Here is a 20,205-nt window from a genome sequence, read left to right as displayed (position 1 = left end):
TAAGGATGTGCTAAGTGATTGCAGTGCAATTACTTAGCATTAGCCATGACTTTTTGCTAACGTACTAACTAACGTGTAATCAAGAAGCTAAAAATATTTCCTTTTTAGCTTCTTTTTTATTTTTCTCAGCCTAATGCAACAATAGTGAAACTATGACCCTCGACCAAATTCTAGTATTGCTGGTATTTTTAACGACCATAGTGGCACTGATATTTAGCAACAAAAAACCCTCTAGTATTTTTGCTGCGTGCACCTTAGCATTGGTCTTACTGCAACAATTAGACCTATCTCATATTTTAGAAAATGCGACCAATATGGGTTTGGTGACCTTGGTCTTACTATTGTTGGTTAGCCAATCTATTGATAAAACCACGCTAGTGGTGCGCTTAGGCAGACAAATCACCAGCGGCAGCTATGCAAAAAGCTTTTGGCGTATGTTCGCCCTCACCTTTACGTCATCAGCACTTTTAAACAACACAGCCGTGGTTGCTAGCCTAATTGGCCCGGTTAAACACAATAGCGTACATCCACCGTCTAAGCTTTTAATACCCTTGAGTTATGCAGCGATTCTAGGCGGCACGGTTACGTTAATCGGCACATCAACAAATTTAATCGTCGACAGTTTTTTGATTGAACACGGGCACCCTGGTTTTGCTTTTTTTGATTTTACCTTATTCGGCATTACCGCAGGACTCGGCTGTGGCCTGTTATTATTTCTTCTATCAGGATTACTGCCTACGTTTGAAGCAAACAAAACCCAATACCAAAGCTACTTACTAGAGGCCGATGTTGAACCAGGCTCAGAACTTGTAGGGAAAAGTATTGAAGAAAACCAGCTGAGAAACTTGCCCGAGCTATTTTTGATTGAAATAATTAGACGTAAGCAAGTAATAACGCCCGTTACACCCGATATGAGAATTGAAGAAAACGATAAGCTTATTTTTACTGGCAACGTTAATAAAATTGATAGTATTGGGCATATTAAAGGCCTTACTATGTTTGCGGAAGCCAACGGTTTACTTGATGAGCAACTGACCGAAGTTGTCGTTTCAAACCGCAGTACCATTCGTAATAAAACACTCAAAGAAGTCGGCTTTAGGGCACTTTTTGACGCCGGAGTCGTAGCGATTCGTCGTGATGGAGCCGCAATTTCAGGCAAATTAGGCGATTTAAAGATACAAGCGGGTGACTTTTTATTACTAGCAACCGGCAATGATTTTCAGCGCCGCGACAATATCTCAAAAAACTTTTTCATAGTGTCTGAACAAAAAATAACGCGCAAATTAAAAGCGTGGCAAGAAAACTTCACTTTGTTTGGATTTCTTGGGGTTATCATATTGGCAGCATCTTCTATTGTACCTCTTGCCACCGGCTTATTGTTTTATGCCGCGAGCTTGGTGCTTACCAACATTTCTGCGATTCAAGAGTATAAACGAAATCTACCTATCAATCTGATTTTGGTAATAGTCGGTGCGCTTAGCTTAGCCACGGCGCTCGAAAACTCAGGCGTTATTAGTTTAGCGACAGGCTACTTAAGCCCTATAATTGGTGACATGAACCCTGTATATGCACTAATCGTTGTATACCTGATGACCGTATTGTTAACTGAATTTGTAACTAACAATGCGGCCGCAGCGCTGATGTTTCCATTTGCTTATGGTATCGTTACCGCGATGCAGCTCCCCATAATGCCATTTGCCCTAGCGGTGGCCTTTGCGGCAAGCGCTAGCTTTATATCGCCTTATGGTTATCAAACAAATTTGATTGTCTTTGGCGCATCCGACTATAAATTTTCAGACTTTGCAAAAATTGGAACGCCCATATCAATTACCTTTGGGGTGATTGTATTGTCTTTGCTAAATTGGATGTACTTGTAAGTTAGCATTGCCTATTCGCAATACTGACTGGTTGCGCTAAAACAAAGCGAATCACTATGTGCAGATGTATCTTTATTATTCACCTTACAAAAGGAGTCAAGCTTGCAAGATATTATTGATGACATCGCATCACAAATGCTCGCGAGGTCCGACAAAGGTGAAGTCGCGGCATACATCCCACAACTTGCGTGTGTCGACCCTAATCAATTCGCAATGAGTGTGGTAACGCCTAGCGGTGAAGTATATAACGCGGGTTGTGCACAGACTTTGTTTTCGATTCAAAGTATTTCAAAAGTATTCACCCTTACCTTAGCCCTTGGCAAGCTAGGGGAAAATGTATGGACGCGTGTAGGTCGCGAACCTTCAGGTGATCCGTTTAATTCGATTGTGCAACTTGAGCATGAACATGGTCGCCCGCGAAATCCGTTTATCAATGCCGGTGCAATCGCGATTGCTGATCTCGTTATGCAAGGTCATAAACCAAAAGAAACACTTGCGGAAATATTACAGTTTATTCGTTTTGTCGCCGACGACCAAAGCATTGCAATTGATGAGAAAGTAGCTAGATCAGAACTCAATACTGGCGCAAGGAACGCTTCACTAGCCTATTTCATGTCGTCTTTTGGTCACTTTATACATCCTGTTAACGAGGTATTAGGCACATATTTTCATCATTGTTCGATAGCAATGTCGACACAGCAATTAGCGCGTGCCGGCCTGTTTTTAGCTAACGGTGGAGTAAACCCAAGTACGGGACTTGCGGTTGTATCAGCCGATCGCGCAAAACGTATAAACTCACTCATGATGATGTGCGGGCATTATGATGGCTCGGGGGAATTTGCGTTTAGAGTCGGTTTACCAGGGAAAAGTGGCGTTGGCGGCGGTATTTTAGCCATCGCACCTGGCAAGGCCTCCATCGCTGTATGGTCTCCCGGCTTAGATGTTATTGGTAATAGCAAGCTTGGAACCCAAGCACTTGAACTTTTTGCCGAAAAAACGGGGTGGTCTGTATTTGCGCCAAATGATATTTGTCGCTAGGCGGTTTTACGCACCTAGAGACAAAGCCCTAATTGTGTCAACACACAATTTTGTAACCGTTCCCTCTTAAGGTTTTTAGCACCTTGCCAGCCTCATGCATATCGAGCTTTTTGCGCAAATTACTCATGTGCATATCTATATTTCTATCATGTTTACGCAGTGGCCGCTGAAACACCGCATGACTGATGTCTTGTTTAGAAACAATGTGGTCATGGTGGATAACTAGCTGCTCCAATATTTTGAACTCAGTATCCGTCAGTGCTAATACTAAGTGTTCAAATGAAGCAGATTTGTTGCCGGTATCAAGGGCAAGAGGACCTAAGTTAAGCGTGGAGCGAAGATAATTACCTCGCTTAGTCTTATTCGCTTTCACTTCTAAGCGCACACGTAACATCAATTCTCGTAACGCAAAGGGTTTAACTAAATAATCGTTAGCGCCTAACTGCTTGCCATAGGCGCGTTCAAATTCATCCTCTTGCTCACTAAGCAATAACACAGGGGTTAGATGGCTAAAGCGAATTTTTCGCAATAGCTCAAAGCCATCAAGTTTAGGCAATCTTACATTTAGTAAAATCAAGTCAAAGCAACTCTCTCTAGCTAGTTGCAAGCCATCAGTAGCACCGCGAACCCATGACAATTCGAAAGCCTCTGTTGCGATGTACTTTTGCAATGCATAAGCAAGCGTATTGTCATCGTCAATTAGTAAGAGTTTACACGGTGTATTGAGCATTATTTTATCTCTACTCAATAAGGCTTATTGATTCGCGGTCACTTTGACTCACAGTGCGCAAGGCATAGCCACTGCTGTTAACTATGGATGGTTCTAAAATCACAAACAAATCATCACTATCTTCAGACAGAGTTAAGCTTAATTCGTCCAAAATAATATCGTTATTATCAATCGTGGCGATGGCAAACACCTGATAGGTATTGTTAAGCAGTATGACGCTGTTACTTAGACCGTTAACAACGGTGCGCGTATTGCTTGCAGTATCAATAATTTCATCTGACTTAACAAAGTAGAAACGGACTAGCGAGAATTCGTCAGATGAGGCTAGGTTGAGCATCACCAATTCTTTGTCATAAAGTCGCGCGCGTTCACTATTATCGACCAGTATGGTTGACACCACGGCACGGAACTCATCAACTATCCCATCTCCATTTTCATCGATGTCACCGTCACCATCATCGTCAACCGCCTCTTCTGACCAATAAAGAAACATACTACGATTTGCATTTTGCGGCAGACTTAACACTCTGTTTTGTAAAAGTGCGGTGTTGTTAGCTGAATTAAAAAGCGTAAATCTGTAATCACCGCTTTCAACATCATAGGCCTCACTAAATTCACCATAGGCCAATGCCGAAACGTCTGGAATACTCGTCACGCCACTGATTTGGGCGTTTACTTCGCCTTGGTAGTCTGGCAAAAGTTCATTTTCATCAAGGCCGTTATAAAATGAAATTCGAGCATTAGATTCAAGGGCGCTATATTGTGTTACGCGGGTGCTCGAGATATTGTCAATCACAAAAGGAGAGCCTAAATTACTGTAGTTTTCTCGCACCGTGATTAAATACTGCCCGCCAATGGCGTAATTGATTTCATCAGAAGTAAACAGAACGTCAGTGCTGCCCGCTTCGGTGATATATACCTTGTACTGGTCTTCGTCAAGCCTGAAATTATCAGAAAGGACGTTACTCACTAAGCTGTCTAATAGCACCGCTTCATTGAAGGTTTCGTCGCTATTTGACAGATACACATCAATATTTGTGATGTCAGTGTGCAAGTTAAGTACACGAAGGTTAAATACATCATCTTCTTGGTCTTGCTCTGATTGGTCATCGTCAATTAGCGGAATGCTATAAACATTCACAAGCGGGTTTTGAATGGATTCACTAATCACAATAAACTGCGTTACGTCTTGCTGCGCGCTTATTTGATCTTCAAAAAGAATGTTTAAATCAGTCCGTAAACTACTTTCTTCATCTTGCCACGCAAGCTCAAAAAAATAATCTTGCGGCTCTAAGCTTATGTTAGAACCAATACTACGATAAGCAACCGATGTGAATGTGCGTTCAAACTCATCGTCGTCATCTAAGTCTATGTCTTCATCTATGGTTAAAAATATATTGGGCGCATCATAAGAGGCATTATAAAATCTGACGTAACTCACTGCGTCTTCATCACTTCCATCAGAACCGCATGCACTAAGCGTTAATATTCCAGCGAACAATAACGCAAGCTTTGCATAAACCCACACATCTTTACGAACTACACTCATTTTTCTATTCCATTTCCATTTTTACAACCGAGAATTCGGCTATTTACTGATGTAGGGTAAGGGACGATAAAACGCGCTTAGTTCGCAATCTTTACTCAGCTTTACACTTCTTTACACTTGTTAATTAAAGTCGAACAAAAATCGCGTATAAGGTTATTAGCGTCGTATAGCCGCTTTAAAATATGTGTTATCTTTAAAAATCTTTAATGGTGAATGGCTTGAAAATGATAAGAAAAATACTGGTGTGGTCGTTGTCTACTGTGGCTTTGTTAGCTACTGTTACGTTTGTAGTCGCCTACCTAAGCATGCCCCAAGTAGGTGATTTAAAACCGCTACTGGCAAAAGCACAGCAATATGACCTAGAAATACTGCGTGATACTTTGGGTATTCCTCATGTCTACGGAAAAAAGGATGTCGACACCGCTTTTGGCTTAGGCTACGTGCAAAGTGAAGATGATTTTGAAACTCTGCAATCGGTCGTTTTGGCTACTCGCGGTAGCCTAGCTGCCAAAGTCGGTCCAAAAGCGTCACAAAGTGATTTTTTAGTGCAATTTATGGGAGTATGGGAAACCGTTGATAGCGCATACCAAGCGCAAGTGCCAGAAAAAATCAAACGCATCGCCCAAGCTTATGCCGATGGAGTAAATACCTTTGCTGCCCAGCATCCAAACAAAGTCAGCCCTTATTTACTCCCCGTTACCGATAAAGATGTTGTTGCTGGCTTTACGTTTAAATCCCCCATGTTTTATGGCTTTGATAAAGTGTTAGGTGAGTTACTCAATCCCGAAATAGCCCTCGAATTTGCTGATACTAAAATAACGCATAACACAACATCCGCGAACATAACTGCGCTTAGTCCTAAGCAAGTGCCGCTTGCTTCGCCATTATTTCCAGACTTGCCTATTGGTAGCCAAGGTATTGCAATATCACCCACGCGTTCTGCAGACGGTTTAAGTCACTTATTAATAAATAGTCATCAACCTTTAAGCGGACCGGTAGCATGGTATGAAGCGCGTTTGCATAGCGAAGAAGGCTGGAACATGGTGGGCTCAACCTTCCCTGGCGCCCCGCTCATTATTCATGGACACAACAATCATCTAGGTTGGGCTAATACGGTTAACAAACCAGACCTTGTGGATATCTATCATCTTGTGATTAACCCACAAAACGAAGACGAATACTTATTGGATGGGCAATGGCTGGCATTCGAGAAAAGAACAGCTAAGATATTGGTCAAGCTTTTCGGCCCAATTAGATGGACCTTTGAAAAGGAAATAAAAGTTTCAAAACATGGACCCGTTTTGGAAACCGAGCGCGGTATGTTTGCTCTGCGCTGGGCTGGAATGCGCGAAATTCGAAACCTTGAAGCCATGTTTGCCTTAAACAAAGCTAGCAAGCAAAGCGAGTTTGAAAACGCTTTGCGTATGAACGCACTGCCAAGTATTAATTTTGTCTACGCCGATAAAGACGGCAACATAGCACACTACTATAACGCCAAGTTTCCTGACAGAATCGAAGGCTGGGAATGGGACAAAATACTACCGGGGGATCGCTCTGAACTCATTTGGCAGAATTACCGTAACTTTAAAGCAATGCCTAAAACCCTCAATCCAAGCAGTGGCATGGTTTATAATGCCAATAACCCACCGTGGCATTCCACTGATGGCCCTGATGCTCCTCGCTTAACGCAATTTCCTGCCTCTATGGGAATCGAAACCGTAATGACCAATCGCGCCCTGCAAATTGAAGCGCTGTTAAGCCCCCACGAAAAAATTTCGAAAAAAATACTAAAAGCCACTAAATACAACCTGAGTTATCACCCCGATTCGTATCAAATAATGGCGCTGAATACATGGATTAAACGACAAGATGAGCAAAATTACACTGTTCTTGAACAAAGGGCATTGGCGCAATTAACGCAGTGGGATTTATCAACACACAAAGACAATACTACAGCGGCTTTGGCCATAATGACTTTGGCTCCTGTGCAAAAAGCTAGAGGTAAACCAGTAGAGCCCGCCTTGATTAGCCAAGCCTTTGTCAAAGCCGTTGCGAAATTACAACAACACTATGGCGATACAAAGGTTGCTGCGGGTGATGTATTTAGGCTTATTCACGGCGAAAAGAACTTACCGATAAGTGGAGGCCCTGATATTTTGCGCGCTGTATATGGTCAAGAAATGGATGACAATGGCCAAATCAAAAATATCGCAGGTGATGGCTTTATGATGCTGGTGAGTTGGGATAAAAACGGGCTTGTAAATTCACAAGCAATTCATCAATACGGTTCAGCAACAAAAGACAAAGAATCTCCCCATTATAACGACCAAATGGAGATGTTTGTAGCACATCAAGAGCGCCCTGTACTTTTTACAAAAGACAAGCTACAAACCAAGGTCAGTAAACGATATAGACCTGTTGAAAAAATCAAGCTTTGACTTCGCTATCGCGCACTATTAACTGGGGTTAGCGTGAATATGCAAAGAATACCTAGATTATTGCCACCTAGCGGTTTTTTTTACGCTTTTGCTATTGATTAACGGTGAATGTTTGGATAACATCTTGCCCCACAAAAGCGTTGCAAAAACTACAGCCTTTAAAAATTTTGAAAACCACACGAGAAAAGCATGAAACGTTTACCCAATTTATCGCATCACCACCACTTACGCACCTAAGCTTTCAGGCATGTGCGTGGAAGGTTATGGTTTTCCTTCCACCGGCGATAAACACTATTTGCAGCCCTCGGAAGGAAACTTCCGGGGGTTTTTCATTTTAATATGCTTGTTATTTGTGCCTAATTTGAGATTCACCGTATTTTTGACTACAGCAACAACCATCGAACTTAACAGGAAAAGGAAACAACATGAGCGAAAGCACTAGACTACGTATAGCGGTCCAAAAATCGGGACGTTTAAGTGACGATAGCATTGCGCTTTTAAAAGCGATTGGAATTAAACTACAGATTCGAGATAGATTGCTTATTGCCCACAGTACTAATCAGCCTATTGATTTGCTACGCGTGCGTGACGACGATATTCCAGGCCTAGTGATGGATGGCGTTGTTGATTTAGGTTTTATTGGCGAAAACGAGCTAGAAGAAAAAATGCTTGAACGCAAAGCCTCTAATAAAGCCCATGAATTTAAAACCCTTAGACGTTTAGACTATGGTGGATGCAGATTATCAATTGCGGTGCCAAACGAATTTGTGTATGAATCAGTAGATTCCTTAAACGGTAAGAAAGTAGCAACTACCTACCCCTATTTGTTAGAGCGCTTTTTTGCTGAAAAGAACATAAGTGCTAAAGCCGTCATGTTAACCGGTTCTGTTGAAGTAGCTCCGCGGGCTGGCGTGGCTGATGCCATTTGCGATTTAGTTTCTACAGGCGCTACGCTTGAAGCAAACGGTTTGCGCGAAGAAGACGAAGTTTTTGTTTCAAAAGCGGTATTAATCCAAAAGTCTGAAGCGCTAAGCCCATCGAAACAAGCGCTGATTACACGTTTGTTGCCTCGTATTGATGGTGTGATGCAAGCCAAAGAAAGTAAGTACATTATGTTACATGCCCCTAAAAATTATTTAGAGCAAGTAAAGTCACTACTTCCAGGAGCAGAAAATCCAACGGTATTGCCGCTTGCAGGTTTAGACGAGCGAGTCGCCATTCATGTAGTGAGTTCTGAAACCTTATTTTGGGAAACGATGGAAAAACTAAAGGCCCTAGGCTGTAGTTCCATCTTGGTATTGCCAATAGAGAAAATGATGGGTTAATGCGATGACCATACCACAAGCAATTACTTGGAATGAATTAAGCGAGACGATGCAAACGGGCGTGCTGGCGCGCCCCGCATTGGCCGATTCAGCTTTGCTAAAAGACACGGTAAGTAAAATATTATTGCGTGTCCAAACTGATGGTGACCAAGCGGTACTCGATTATACAAAAGAATTTGATCGAGCTGAGTTAAGCGCTTTGCGTTTACCCCTGAGCTGATAGAAGAGGCCAAACAAAACTTAAGTAGCGATGTGATAGACGCTATAGATTTGGCCTATTCAAATATAAAGGCATTTCATGAAGCGCAGCGGCCAAAAGACATACAAATAGAAACATCACCGGGTGTTTTATGTGAGCAAAAGCACGTAGCTCTTGAGGTTGTAGGACTCTACATTCCTGGGGGAAGCGCGCCGCTACCGTCTACTGTGTTAATGCTAGGGGTGAGCGCACAAGTTGCAGGTTGTGAGCTTCCTATTTTATGTACGCCGCCCTCTCCCCAAGGGAAAGTTGCACCAGAGATTTTATATGCAGCGCACAAATGCGGGATTGAACATATTTATTTATGCGGTGGTGCTCAAGCGATAGGCGCAATGGCCTATGGGACAAAATCTATTCCAAAAGCTGATAAGATATTTGGCCCGGGCAACAGCTTTGTTACCGAAGCTAAGCAGCAGGTTAGCCAAGATGTTGCAGGAGCAGCCATTGATATGCCAGCGGGTCCATCGGAAGTATTGGTTATTGCCGACAAACACGCAAACCCAGCCTTTGTTGCCTCAGACTTGTTGTCACAAGCTGAACACGGCCCAGATTCTCAAGCCTTTGTGATTTGTGATGATGCCGATTTTATTAAACAAGTGCAGCAGCAAGTGCTGATGCAATTGCCAAAGCTTAGCCGCGCCAGCATTGCTGAAAAATCAATTGCCAATAGTCGCTTTATTGTGAGTAATTCATTAGCGCAGTCGATTGAAGTAGCCAATCGCTACGCTGCTGAGCATTTGATTATTCAAACCCAAAATGCGAGTGATGTGGCCAGCAAAGTCAAACACGCTGGGTCAATTTTTGTGGGTGAATTCTCACCTGAGTCTGCAGGTGATTATGCCAGCGGTACTAATCACGTTTTACCTACTTACGGTTATGCCCGAAACTACTCCTCATTGGGGCTACTTGATTTTATGCGCAGGTACACCGTGCAAACATTAACCCAAAACGGGCTGTCTTCTATCGGTAAAGCGATTATTGATTTAGCCAATGCAGAAGGACTCGATGCGCACGCAAACGCTGTAGCACTGCGCTTAAACATGGCCCTTGGAAAGGAAAGCAACAATGGCTGATTGGCTAGATGACTTAACCACCGAGCACGTGCGAGAACTTACGCCTTATGAATCTGCGCGACGTTTATTCGCCGCCAGTGAAGGACAAACACGGGTATGGCTTAACGCTAACGAATCACCCGAAGCTGGGAAGTATGATATCAATAGCGAATTACTTAATCGCTACCCAGATTGCCAACCACAGTCCGTTTTAGAAGGCTACGCCCGTTATGCTGGCTTGACGCCCAATCAAATCGTTGTGACGCGCGGCGCTGACGAAGGCATTGAATTATTAATCCGTGCGTTTTGCCAGAGCGCAAAAGAAAGTGTGCTTATTTGCCCGCCTACCTACGGAATGTACGCAATAAGCGCAAACACCTTTAATGTTGGCGTAGAGAGAGTTTTACTGAATGAAGATTTTAGCCTCAATGTAGACAAAATTAATAGCTTTGTGGGTAAAGTAAAATTGGTCTTCTTGTGTTCTCCTAACAATCCTACCGGCACCACTATTGCTCAGGAAGATTTGTTGAGCATACTAGATAACTACGCAAATAAAGCAATTGTGGTGCTAGATGAAGCCTATATAGAATTTAGTGCGGCTAAAACCCAAAGCGCTTTGTTAGCAAAATATCCACATTTAGTCATTTTGCGTACCTTGTCTAAAGGCTTCGCGCTTGCCGGCATTCGCTGTGGTTTTGTACTGAGTTCGCCACAAGTTAAAGAAATATTGTTAAAAGTCATCGCCCCCTATCCTGTGCCAGATCCTGTTGCGCAAATAGCAACACAAGCATTAAGCGACAGTGGTATTGAACGCATGCGGGCGAATGTCGAAAGCTTGAGTAGCCAGTTAAGCCAATTAAGTGAAAGACTAAACAAAATTGAAGAAATAAGCCTAGTGGGTAGCCAATGTGGTAATTTTGTTTTATTCAAAAGCAGTTACAATAAAGCCCTAATGCAATACTTAGTTGAGCACAATGTACTTATTCGCGATCAATCTAAGCAAGTAATGCTAAATGACTGTTTGCGCATTAGCGTAGGCACGCCAGCGCAAAACGCCCAGTTAATAGCATTAATCGAAACTTTTTTAAGCAATACAAAGACAGCAACATCACTAATTAAGAGGCAGTATCATGAGTCGACAGGCCATATTATTCATAGACCGAGACGGAACGTTAGTTGAAGAACCACCGGTTGACAAACAGCTAGATAGCTTGGAAAAGCTCGTCTTTGAAGCAAATGTCATTCCTAGCCTAATTGCCCTTCAAAAAGTAGGCTTTAAATTAGTGATGGTGTCGAATCAAGATGGTTTAGGTACCGACAGTTTCCCGCAAGATAGCTTTGACGCACCACACAATGCCATGATGCAGGTGTTTGCTAGCCAAGGTATTGAATTTGAGGACGTCCTCATTTGCCCACATTTTGATAATGACAATTGCAGTTGCCGCAAACCAAGACTGGGTTTGGTAAAAGACTATTTGCAACAGGGCAAAGTTGATTTTACCTCCTCCTATGTTATTGGCGATCGCTTTACCGATATTGAATTAGCCAACAATATGGGTATTCGAGGGATAAAATATCACCCTAAAACGAATAACTGGAATAGCATTGTAAAAGCGCTCACGGTGAAGGCTCGTACCGCTGAGGTTGAGCGCAATACCTCCGAAACTAAAATTAAGGTAGCCGTTAACTTAGATAGCCAAGAGAAATCAGATATCGCAACGGGCATGGGCTTTTTTGACCATATGCTGGATCAAATAGCGACGCATGCTGGCATCTACTTGAATGTTAAAGTGATTGGTGACTTACACATTGACGATCATCATAGCGTAGAAGATACGGCACTGGCCTTAGGCGAAGCCTTAAAGACCGCGCTGGGTAATAAACGTGGCATCGCCCGCTTTGGCTTTGCATTGCCCATGGATGAATGCCGAGCTGAGTGTTTAATTGATATTTCAAACCGTCCTCACCTTAAGTTTGACGCAGAATTTAGCCGAGAAATGGTAGGTGAAATGGCAACTGAAATGGTTCCGCATTTCTTTTACTCCATTGCACAATCTATGGGTCTGTCGCTGCACTTATCGACCACCGAAGGCAACGCACATCATCAAGTAGAAAGCTTGTTTAAAGTGTTTGGTAGAGCGCTGCGCCAAGCAGTTAACAAAGAAGGTGACGTATTGCCAAGTTCTAAAGGAGCACTGTAAATGTCAGCCCCTCTTTGGTGATTATTGATACCGGGTGTGCCAATATTTCCTCAGTTAAGTTTGCGGTTCAGCGCTTAGGCATTGAAGCAATTGTGTCTGATGACGTGAAAGAAATTAGTCGAGCGCAGCGCGTGATACTTCCCGGCGTGGGCAGTGCGCCTGCTGCAATGGCTAGTATTAAACGAAAACAGCTCGAAAACTGCATTCAATCCCTTGAGCAACCGGTACTAGGCGTTTGCTTAGGAATGCAATTGATGGTCGCGTCTTCCCAAGAAAATCACTTAGGCAATGCGCAAGACACGCCTTGTTTAGGGCTCATCCCGGGTCGTGTGGCGAAAATGCAAGTGGGTCAATTGACTTTGCCTCACATGGGATGGAATAGAGTTTATAGCGTAAAAGCTAACCCGCTATTTTCAGGCATAGACGATGGCGCACATTTTTACTTCGTACATGGCTACGCCGTTGCAAAATACGAACATACGCTAGCAACTTGTCATTACCATGATGACTTTTCAGCTGCTATCAACAAAGATAATTTCTTTGGTGTACAGTTTCATCCAGAGCGTTCATCAGATGCTGGCGCACAATTATTAAAGAATTTTTCAAGGATTTAAGCCCCATGCTAATACCCGCCATTGATTTGATTGAAGGTAAAGTCGTTCGCTTGTACCAAGGTGATTACGCAAAAAAAACGCAATACGAACTAGACCCAGTTGAGGTCGTAAAAAATTACGCTGAGCAAGGCGCAAAAATACTGCATATTGTTGACCTTACCGGTGCCAAAGACCCTGCTAAACGTCAAATTCCATTAATTAAGTCAATGGTCGCAACCGGCCTTATGTCTTTTCAAGCAGGCGGCGGTGTGCGCACTAAACAAGACGTAGTGGACTTGCTTGATGCAGGCGTTGATCGCGTTGTAATAGGCTCTCTGGCGGTGAGCGAACAAGCACTTGTTGCCTCATGGTTTGAAGAGTTTGGTCCTGAAAAAATAGTCCTAGCCTTAGATATCAATATTGATGAAAACGGCAATAAGTTTGTTGCCACACACGGTTGGCAAAAAGATTCAGGCGTGAGCATAGAAACCTTGATTGCCCATTATGCAAAAGTTGGTTTAAAACATGTTTTGTGCACGGATATAAGTAAAGATGGTACCTTAAGCGGTGCTAACAATGCCTTGTATCAAGAAGTAGTTGCTGACTTTCCAACTATCCAATGGCAAGCATCTGGCGGTATTGGCAGTTTAGACGACATAAACGCGCTAAAACCAACCCGCGTTCAAGGCGTGATTTTGGGGCGCTCCTTGCTAGAAGGTAAGTTTAGTTTGAAGGAGGCAATCGCATGCTGGCAAGACGCATAATTCCTTGTTTAGACGTACGTGACGGTGTGGTGGTCAAAGGGGTAAAATTTCGTAATCATGAAATCATAGGTGACATTGTTCCCCTTGCCCAGCGCTATGCTGAAATTGGCGCTGATGAACTCGTCTTTTATGATATTACCGCCTCGAGCGACCAGCGGGTTGTTGATAAAAGCTGGGTAAGTAAAATCGCCCAAGTAATAGACATTCCTTTTTGCGTCGCAGGTGGCATTAAAACGGTTGAAGACGCCGGGCGTATTTTGGCCATGGGCGCTGATAAAATATCGGTAAACAGCCCTGCTCTGGCTCATCCTGAGTTGATTACTGCTTTATACAATACCTACGGACAACAATGCGTTGTGGTGGGTATTGATAGTTTCTACAATGAACAAAGTAAAGCCTACGAGGTGTATCAATTTACTGGTGATGAGACCCGTACGCAAAAAACGAAGTGGCAAACCCTCGATTGGATTGAGGAAGTGCAAAGCCGCGGTGCCGGTGAAATTGTACTTAACTGCATGAACCAAGATGGCGTGCGCAATGGATACGATATCGAGCAACTCGCTAAGGTTCGCGAGAAATGCAAAGTACCGCTAATTGCATCGGGCGGCGCTGGCACAATGGCGCATTTTGCAGATGTGTTTAAACAAGCTAATGTTGACGGCGCACTCGCTGCATCGGTGTTCCATAAAAATATCATTGCGATGGACGAGCTTAAAGCTTATCTGGCGAGTCAAGATATTGAAATACGACAGTAGTCATCCATTAAATCTGCTTAAAAAATACAGGACAGTACATGAAAGTCACAGCAACTAATTTACAAGACCTCGCATGGGATAAAATGGATGGCTTGCTGCCGTGCGTAATACAAGATGCCAGCAGTGGCCAAGTGCTTATGCTAGGCTATATGAATCAAGACGCCGTAAATACGAGCTTTGAGAAAGGCTTGGTCACGTTTTTTAGCCGCAGTAAACAACGCTTATGGACAAAGGGCGAAACTTCAAACAATACGCTTTCCCTTGTAGATATAAGCGCGGACTGCGATAAAGATAGTTTATTAGTGTTGGCAAATGCCAATGGACCTACGTGTCACAAAGGGACAACCTCTTGTTGGGATGACGCTGCAACGCCCGATAGTTGTTTTCTGTCTGAGTTGGAAGGGGTAATTGCCTCTCGCAAAAATGCACCCGCTGAATCAAGTTATACCGCTTCTTTATATGCTAGTGGTATAAAGCGCATTGCGCAAAAAGTTGGTGAAGAAGGCGTAGAAACCGCACTGGCGGCGACGGTACAAGATTTAGAGGAGCTTAAAAACGAGTCTGCTGACTTGCTCTACCATTTAATTGTATTATTACAAGCAAGCGATTTATCCTTGTCAGATGCAATTGCTGTTTTAAAATCAAGACATAATAAATAGTATTTTCAAAAACTTATAAATTTTTTAAAAATAATTTTGAAAAATGTATTGAAAAATATTTGGTCAATCCTATATATGTATTGTGGCAGCCGAAAGGGGCCACTGATAAACAAAGCAAATACACGCCATGTTTATCAAACGCTCATCGCCGAATAGTCGGGATGAGTTTTAACAAATTTACATATTGCTTAATAGGAAGGATATGACTATGAGAACCATCGATTTATCACCACTTTACCGTTCATTTATTGGCTCTGATCACTTAGCATCTATGCTTGATGCTGCAAACAGACAAGGCCAAGAAAAACAACAAAGTTACCCACCATACAATATTGAATTGTTAGGTGAAGACAAATACCGAATTACTATGGCCATTGCTGGGTTTTCTCAAGAAGACGTGGTTATTGAAGTGCAAGAAAACACCTTAAAGGTAACTGGCACGAAAGAGGCTGAACAAGGTAACAGCAACGACAACGAAGATGCGGACAAAGAAAATGGCAGAAAGTACCTCCATAAGGGGATTTCAGAACGCAATTTCGAGCGCAAATTCCAACTAGGCGAGAACGTGAAGGTACTTGCTGCTGATATGCATCATGGCTTGTTGCACATCGACCTAGAGCGTGTTGTACCTGAGGCGCAAAAGCCCCGCAGAATCGACATTGGTGGCAAATTGATTGAGAATAAATAAGTCAATCAAACTATGAATGTGTTTCCCTAAACACGAAAAGGCGCAAATTGAATTTGCGCCTTTTTTTATGCCTATTGGCGCAACAATCAGACAAACATTGATTGTTAAAGGACGCTTTAAAACCTGCATCAACTAAAGGGCGTCAATGCGTTTAGCGATTACCTGTTAACGATTTAAAAAGGAGTTTGATTGTAAATATGTTTACAAGTTGCTAGATTAAATACATATTGAGGATTGTTCTTTTCCAATATTTAATAGTGCGACTAATAATACTTACACCATAACAAAAACAATAAAAAGGAGCTTTAGGTGAATCATCAGGTCCGACTCGCTATTACTTTAGTGCTTACTTGGCTACTCTTATCTGGCATGTTTGCGCCACTTATGCTTGCGTTTGGTGTATTTTCGGTTGTATTCACGATGTGGATTACGGGGCGAATGCACAAAATCGACCAAGAACGCTATACCTTTTTTGTTACTCTGTCCTTCATCTCCTTTCTCTTCAAACTATTCATTAAAGTCGTACAATCGAATATAGATGTTAGCTTACGTATTCTTGGGTTTCGCCCGGTAGAGTCGACATTTGTCACCATCCCAATGCCGTATAAAGACGATGTTGCCAAGGTTTTATATGCAAACGCTATTACGCTAACGCCGGGTTCTTCTAGTATAGCGTTGTCTGACGACACCCTTTTGGTACATACCATTAGTGCAAAAAATGCGGAAGATTTAGCCAATAACGATATGTACGATATTATGCCAAAACGCTATTCAATCACCCAAGTGGAAGCAAAAATAAAATGAATATGTACTTTTTAGCGTGCGGACTAGCAATCATGATCACAATGGCGCTAGCAGTTTGTCGCGCCCTGCTCGGTCCTAGCATATTCGACCGCATCCTCGCGGTAAATATGTTTGGTACCAAAGCAGTTCTATTGGTCGCTTTATACGCATTTTATAGTGGCCGACACGACCTCCTCGACATTTCTCTCTTATATTCATTACTCAATTTCGTAGGTGTTATAGCGGCGCTTCGTTTAGTTGAACGCGGCAAATTCTTCGCGAACAACAAAGGCATATTAAAATTTGAGGAAAAAGAGTAATGGATATGCTGTTGGACATTGGCAGTTTTACACTAATTGGTCTTGGGTGCTTGTTAGGCTTAATCGGCGGCATAGGTATTCTTAAGCTACCTGATACTTACGCGCGATTACATGCCGTGGGTGTCACTGATACCCTTTGCACCTTTCTGATTTTGTTGGGTTTATGTTTGCAATCAACAGACTATGTCGCGATTGCGAAACTCGCACTGATATTTTTGTTTCTAGCCTTTACCAGTCCAGCATCATCTTATGCACTGGCAAATAATGCATGGCGCTGGGGCTTGCGCCATCAACAGAAGGTTCATGTGAATGCCGTAGAGAGGGAGAAAGAATGAGTCTTACAATCAATCTCGTTTTATTAGTGTTTTTATTGGTTATGGCCCTCGCTGTATTAAAAACCAAGCACTTGTTTGCCATGGCCATGATGTTCAGTTTGTACAGTTTATTAGTCGCGGGGCTTTTCGTTGTGCTCGATGCTCCCGATGTGGCATTTACTGAAGCTGCTGTCGGCACGGGTATTTCAACCGTATTGATGTTGGTTACTCTTGCTTCAATAAAAGATGGTCATGAAGCAGTAAGTACGGGTAAGAAGCGTTTGGGTCCATTGATCATTTGTGTTGTTATGGGCGGATTATTGATTTTCGGCACCCATGACATTGCACAATTGGGCGATGTCGCTAGTGCGCCAAACCAACAAGTAGCTCTTCGCTATATTGAGCAAGGCCAAGCTGAAACCGGGGTACCAAACTTAGTCACCGCTGTTTTGGCAAGCTATAGAGGATTCGACACTCTAGGAGAAGTCACAGTCGTATTGACCGCCGGAATTGGGGTGTTGATGCTGCTTGGCAATAGACGCAAATTGTATGTCAAATCTCGCGGAGGGAACCAGAATGATCAATGATCTGATTTTACGTGTTGTCACAAAATGGCTATCGCCAACGATCATATTGTTCGCATTATATGTGCAATTTCATGGTGACTATAGTCCTGGAGGGGGATTTCAAGCTGGCGTTATTTTTTCAACATCTATTTTGTTATATGCATTAACCTATGGTCTAGATGCAGCCCTAAAAGTGATACCCGAAACAGCCCTAAAGATATGCGCAAGCTTTGGCGTTTTGCTATACGCCGGTGTTGGTATCGTGTCGATGTTTCTTGGCGGTAACTTCCTTAATTACAGCGTGCTAGCAGACAACCCTCTTACAGGCCAACATATTGGCATAATCGTGATTGAGCTTGGTGTTGGTATTACAGTTGCGTCGGTAATGATTTTGCTGTTTTTCACGTTTTCTAGACGAGTAGCACCCGAATGATAGATTACGCGATTGGTCATATAAATTATTGGTTAATTATTGCCGTGATGATGGTGGGCCTCTACACCCTAATTAGTCGTTCTAATTTAATTAAAAAACTTGCGGGCCTTGCTATGTTTCAAACCGCTGTTATTTTGTTTTACGTAAGTTTAGGCAAAGTGACAGGCGGCACAGTACCTATTGTTGATAGCAATTACACAGTCTATTCAAATCCTTTACCACAGGTGTTAATGCTAACTGCCATTGTCGTTGGCGTAGCCACAACAGCACTAGGTTTTGCATTGGTTATTCGTATAAAAGAAGCCTATAACAGTGTTGAAGAAGATGAAATAAACGAAATGGATAATCAAGAATGACTGAGCAGTTAACAATTCTCTTAGTGGTTGTTCCACTCATATTCGCACCCATTACCGCTCTTTTTAAAAATCATCGGCTTAGCTGGTTAATCACTTTTCTCGTTTCAGCGACCTGCTTAGCGTTGTCATTGATTATTCTATTCGATGTTATTGATGGCAAACACGTCATTTACGAACTCGGAGGTTGGCGACCGCCGTGGGGAATTGAATATAAAATCGATTCACTTAATGCATTTATCGCCTTAATTGTAAGTGCCGTGGCAACAGTTACAAGTTTGTATGCTTATCAAAGTGTCCCCAAAGAAATTGACAAACAGAGTTATGGCTTGTTTTACGCAGCCTTTCAACTTTGTTTACTTGGTTTACTTGGTATCGCACTGACCGGCGATATTTTCAATTTATTCGTATTTTTAGAAATTAGTTCGCTTTCAAGCTATGCACTTATTAGCATGGGTAAATCACGTAAAGCGCTAACCGCGGCATTTTCTTATTTGGTATTGGGCACAATTGGCGCGACCTTCTTTTTAATAGGCGTTGGCTTTTTATTTGCGGCATCGGGAAGTTTGAATATTACCGATATAGCGCTGCGCTTTGATACCTTTGGCGATATGCAATTAGTCATGACTGGCTTTATATTTATCGTTCTAGGTTTGGGCCTAAAAGCGGCCATATTCCCGCTGCACAGTTGGTTACCCAATGCATACAGCTACGCCCCCTCGGTGGTCAGTATTTTCTTGTCGGCAACTGCAACAAAAGTAAGTATATACGCACTTTTGCGCGTATTGTTTGAACTTTATCCAATCGCATATTGGCAAGCATTATTGCTACCGCAAATAATGTTGGTATTGGGCTGTGTTGGGGTTATATATGGCTCTTACCGTGCTTGGCAACAAATTGAACTTAAACGTTTATTAGCCTTTTCGAGCGTGGCACAAATTGGCTATATATTGATTGGTATTTCACTCTTAAATGAAACAGGCCTTACTGCATCAGTAATGCATTTATTCAATCATGCGATCATCAAGTCAACCTTATTTATGGGAGCGGGTATGGTGCTATATCGCGCTAATACGACAACGTTGTCTGAATTACGTGGTTTTGGTGGCAGTATGCCTTGGACATTTGGGGCGATAGTTTTAGCGGGGCTGAGTTTAATTGGTGTGCCGGGTACAGTAGGGTTTGTTACCAAGTGGTATCTTCTTACCGCGGCGATTTCGGAAGGTAAATACATTGTCGTAGCGGCGATTGTGATTGGCTCGGTATTGGCTGTTGCTTATGTTTGGAAAATTGTAGAGGCCATGTATTTTAACTCCAAACGCAAAGTAGTGATTCGTAGCGTTGTGAGCGGCGATATTCGCGTTGCCAGCGCTCCAGTGAGCATGGCGATTGCCTTATGGATTGGCGCTGGCGCCTGCATTTATTTTGGCTTATATACCGACCTGCCTTTTGAAGCTGCGCAAGCTGTCGCAAAAGCACTATTAACCTCAACCAGTGCAGGGATGTAA

At 42.8% G+C, this 20,205-nt stretch carries 20 protein-coding genes and 1 pseudogene; 19 read left to right on the top strand and 2 right to left on the bottom strand.

What is annotated here, in order from left to right:
• Positions 1-152: 152 nt before the first annotated feature.
• Together AC0L6H_RS12200 and AC0L6H_RS12195 are read left to right on the top strand one after the other, a co-directional pair.
• Entirely contained in the window at positions 153-1,877 is a 1,725-nt protein-coding gene (locus tag AC0L6H_RS12200; RefSeq protein ID WP_473389262.1) for an SLC13 family permease, read from the top strand.
• A 102-nt stretch (positions 1,878-1,979) separates the two neighbouring features.
• On the top strand, positions 1,980-2,915 hold the full coding sequence (locus tag AC0L6H_RS12195) for a glutaminase (protein ID WP_473389261.1): 936 nt from the start codon (positions 1,980-1,982) through the stop codon (positions 2,913-2,915).
• 37 nt (positions 2,916-2,952) lie between these two features.
• Here the strand turns inward: AC0L6H_RS12195 and AC0L6H_RS12190 are convergent, their stop codons facing one another.
• Both AC0L6H_RS12190 and AC0L6H_RS12185 read right to left on the bottom strand, forming a co-directional pair.
• Positions 2,953-3,645: a response regulator transcription factor gene (locus AC0L6H_RS12190; protein WP_473389259.1), complete on the bottom strand. Its 693-nt coding sequence runs from the start codon at positions 3,643-3,645 to the stop codon at positions 2,953-2,955.
• Between the two features lie 10 nt (positions 3,646-3,655).
• A complete protein-coding gene (locus AC0L6H_RS12185; protein WP_473389258.1) occupies positions 3,656-5,194 on the bottom strand; it encodes a hypothetical protein in 1,539 nt (512 codons plus the stop codon).
• Positions 5,195-5,418: 224 nt separating this feature from the next.
• Here AC0L6H_RS12185 and AC0L6H_RS12180 point away from each other — a divergent pair, with 224 nt between their 5' ends.
• The 17 genes and pseudogenes from AC0L6H_RS12180 (at position 5,419) to AC0L6H_RS12100 (ending at position 20,205) form a co-directional block, all read left to right on the top strand.
• The gene (locus tag AC0L6H_RS12180; protein WP_473394526.1) at positions 5,419-7,632 is read left to right on the top strand and encodes a penicillin acylase family protein; all 2,214 of its coding nucleotides are present in this window, start codon (positions 5,419-5,421) and stop codon (positions 7,630-7,632) included.
• 425 nt (positions 7,633-8,057) lie between these two features.
• Entirely contained in the window at positions 8,058-8,957 is a 900-nt protein-coding gene (gene hisG, locus AC0L6H_RS12175; protein ID WP_473389257.1) for an ATP phosphoribosyltransferase, read from the top strand.
• Positions 8,958-8,961: 4 nt separating this feature from the next.
• Positions 8,962-10,289, top strand: a pseudogene (gene hisD / locus AC0L6H_RS12170) (histidinol dehydrogenase).
• On the top strand, positions 10,282-11,448 hold the full coding sequence (gene hisC / locus AC0L6H_RS12165; RefSeq protein WP_473389255.1) for a histidinol-phosphate transaminase: 1,167 nt from the start codon (positions 10,282-10,284) through the stop codon (positions 11,446-11,448). The pseudogene hisD and the gene hisC overlap by 8 nt, the downstream one beginning before the upstream one ends.
• Positions 11,399-12,469, top strand: a complete 1,071-nt coding sequence (hisB, locus tag AC0L6H_RS12160) for a bifunctional histidinol-phosphatase/imidazoleglycerol-phosphate dehydratase HisB (RefSeq protein WP_473389254.1) — start codon at positions 11,399-11,401, stop codon at positions 12,467-12,469. The genes hisC and hisB overlap by 50 nt, the downstream gene beginning before the upstream one ends.
• Positions 12,470-12,483: 14 nt before the next feature.
• Complete coding sequence (gene hisH / locus AC0L6H_RS12155; RefSeq protein WP_473389253.1) at positions 12,484-13,083, top strand: imidazole glycerol phosphate synthase subunit HisH; 600 nt, start codon at positions 12,484-12,486, stop codon at positions 13,081-13,083.
• 5 nt (positions 13,084-13,088) lie between these two features.
• Positions 13,089-13,826, top strand: coding sequence for a 1-(5-phosphoribosyl)-5-[(5-phosphoribosylamino)methylideneamino]imidazole-4-carboxamide isomerase (hisA, locus tag AC0L6H_RS12150; RefSeq protein ID WP_473389251.1), 738 nt, complete (start codon positions 13,089-13,091; stop codon positions 13,824-13,826).
• Entirely contained in the window at positions 13,808-14,581 is a 774-nt protein-coding gene (gene hisF / locus AC0L6H_RS12145; RefSeq protein ID WP_473389250.1) for an imidazole glycerol phosphate synthase subunit HisF, read from the top strand. Before hisA ends, hisF begins: the two co-directional genes overlap by 19 nt.
• Before the next feature lie 38 nt (positions 14,582-14,619).
• A complete protein-coding gene (gene hisIE / locus AC0L6H_RS12140; protein ID WP_473389249.1) occupies positions 14,620-15,240 on the top strand; it encodes a bifunctional phosphoribosyl-AMP cyclohydrolase/phosphoribosyl-ATP diphosphatase HisIE in 621 nt (206 codons plus the stop codon).
• A 208-nt stretch (positions 15,241-15,448) separates the two neighbouring features.
• Positions 15,449-15,928, top strand: coding sequence for an Hsp20 family protein (locus AC0L6H_RS12135; RefSeq protein ID WP_473389247.1), 480 nt, complete (start codon positions 15,449-15,451; stop codon positions 15,926-15,928).
• Between the two features lie 309 nt (positions 15,929-16,237).
• On the top strand, positions 16,238-16,732 hold the full coding sequence (locus AC0L6H_RS12130) for a Na+/H+ antiporter subunit E (protein WP_473389246.1): 495 nt from the start codon (positions 16,238-16,240) through the stop codon (positions 16,730-16,732).
• Positions 16,729-17,031, top strand: coding sequence for an MrpF/PhaF family protein (locus AC0L6H_RS12125; RefSeq protein WP_473389245.1), 303 nt, complete (start codon positions 16,729-16,731; stop codon positions 17,029-17,031). The genes AC0L6H_RS12130 and AC0L6H_RS12125 overlap by 4 nt, the downstream gene beginning before the upstream one ends.
• Entirely contained in the window at positions 17,031-17,366 is a 336-nt protein-coding gene (mnhG, locus tag AC0L6H_RS12120) for a monovalent cation/H(+) antiporter subunit G (RefSeq protein ID WP_473389243.1), read from the top strand. The genes AC0L6H_RS12125 and mnhG overlap by 1 nt, the downstream gene beginning before the upstream one ends.
• Positions 17,363-17,932: a DUF4040 domain-containing protein gene (locus tag AC0L6H_RS12115; protein ID WP_473389242.1), complete on the top strand. Its 570-nt coding sequence runs from the start codon at positions 17,363-17,365 to the stop codon at positions 17,930-17,932. The genes mnhG and AC0L6H_RS12115 overlap by 4 nt, the downstream gene beginning before the upstream one ends.
• A complete protein-coding gene (locus tag AC0L6H_RS12110; RefSeq protein ID WP_473389240.1) occupies positions 17,922-18,344 on the top strand; it encodes a Na(+)/H(+) antiporter subunit B in 423 nt (140 codons plus the stop codon). The genes AC0L6H_RS12115 and AC0L6H_RS12110 overlap by 11 nt, the downstream gene beginning before the upstream one ends.
• Positions 18,341-18,700 (top strand): cation:proton antiporter subunit C, encoded by a 360-nt coding sequence (locus tag AC0L6H_RS12105; protein WP_473389239.1) that lies wholly within the window; start codon positions 18,341-18,343, stop codon positions 18,698-18,700. The genes AC0L6H_RS12110 and AC0L6H_RS12105 overlap by 4 nt, the downstream gene beginning before the upstream one ends.
• Positions 18,697-20,205 carry a monovalent cation/H+ antiporter subunit D family protein gene (locus AC0L6H_RS12100; protein ID WP_473389238.1) on the top strand — a complete coding sequence of 503 codons (1,509 nt, stop codon included), beginning with the start codon at positions 18,697-18,699 and terminating at the stop codon, positions 20,203-20,205. The genes AC0L6H_RS12105 and AC0L6H_RS12100 overlap by 4 nt, the downstream gene beginning before the upstream one ends.

This window comes from Glaciecola sp. G7-5, from assembly GCF_055808975.1.
This window is presented reverse-complemented; position numbering and strand designations above follow the sequence as displayed.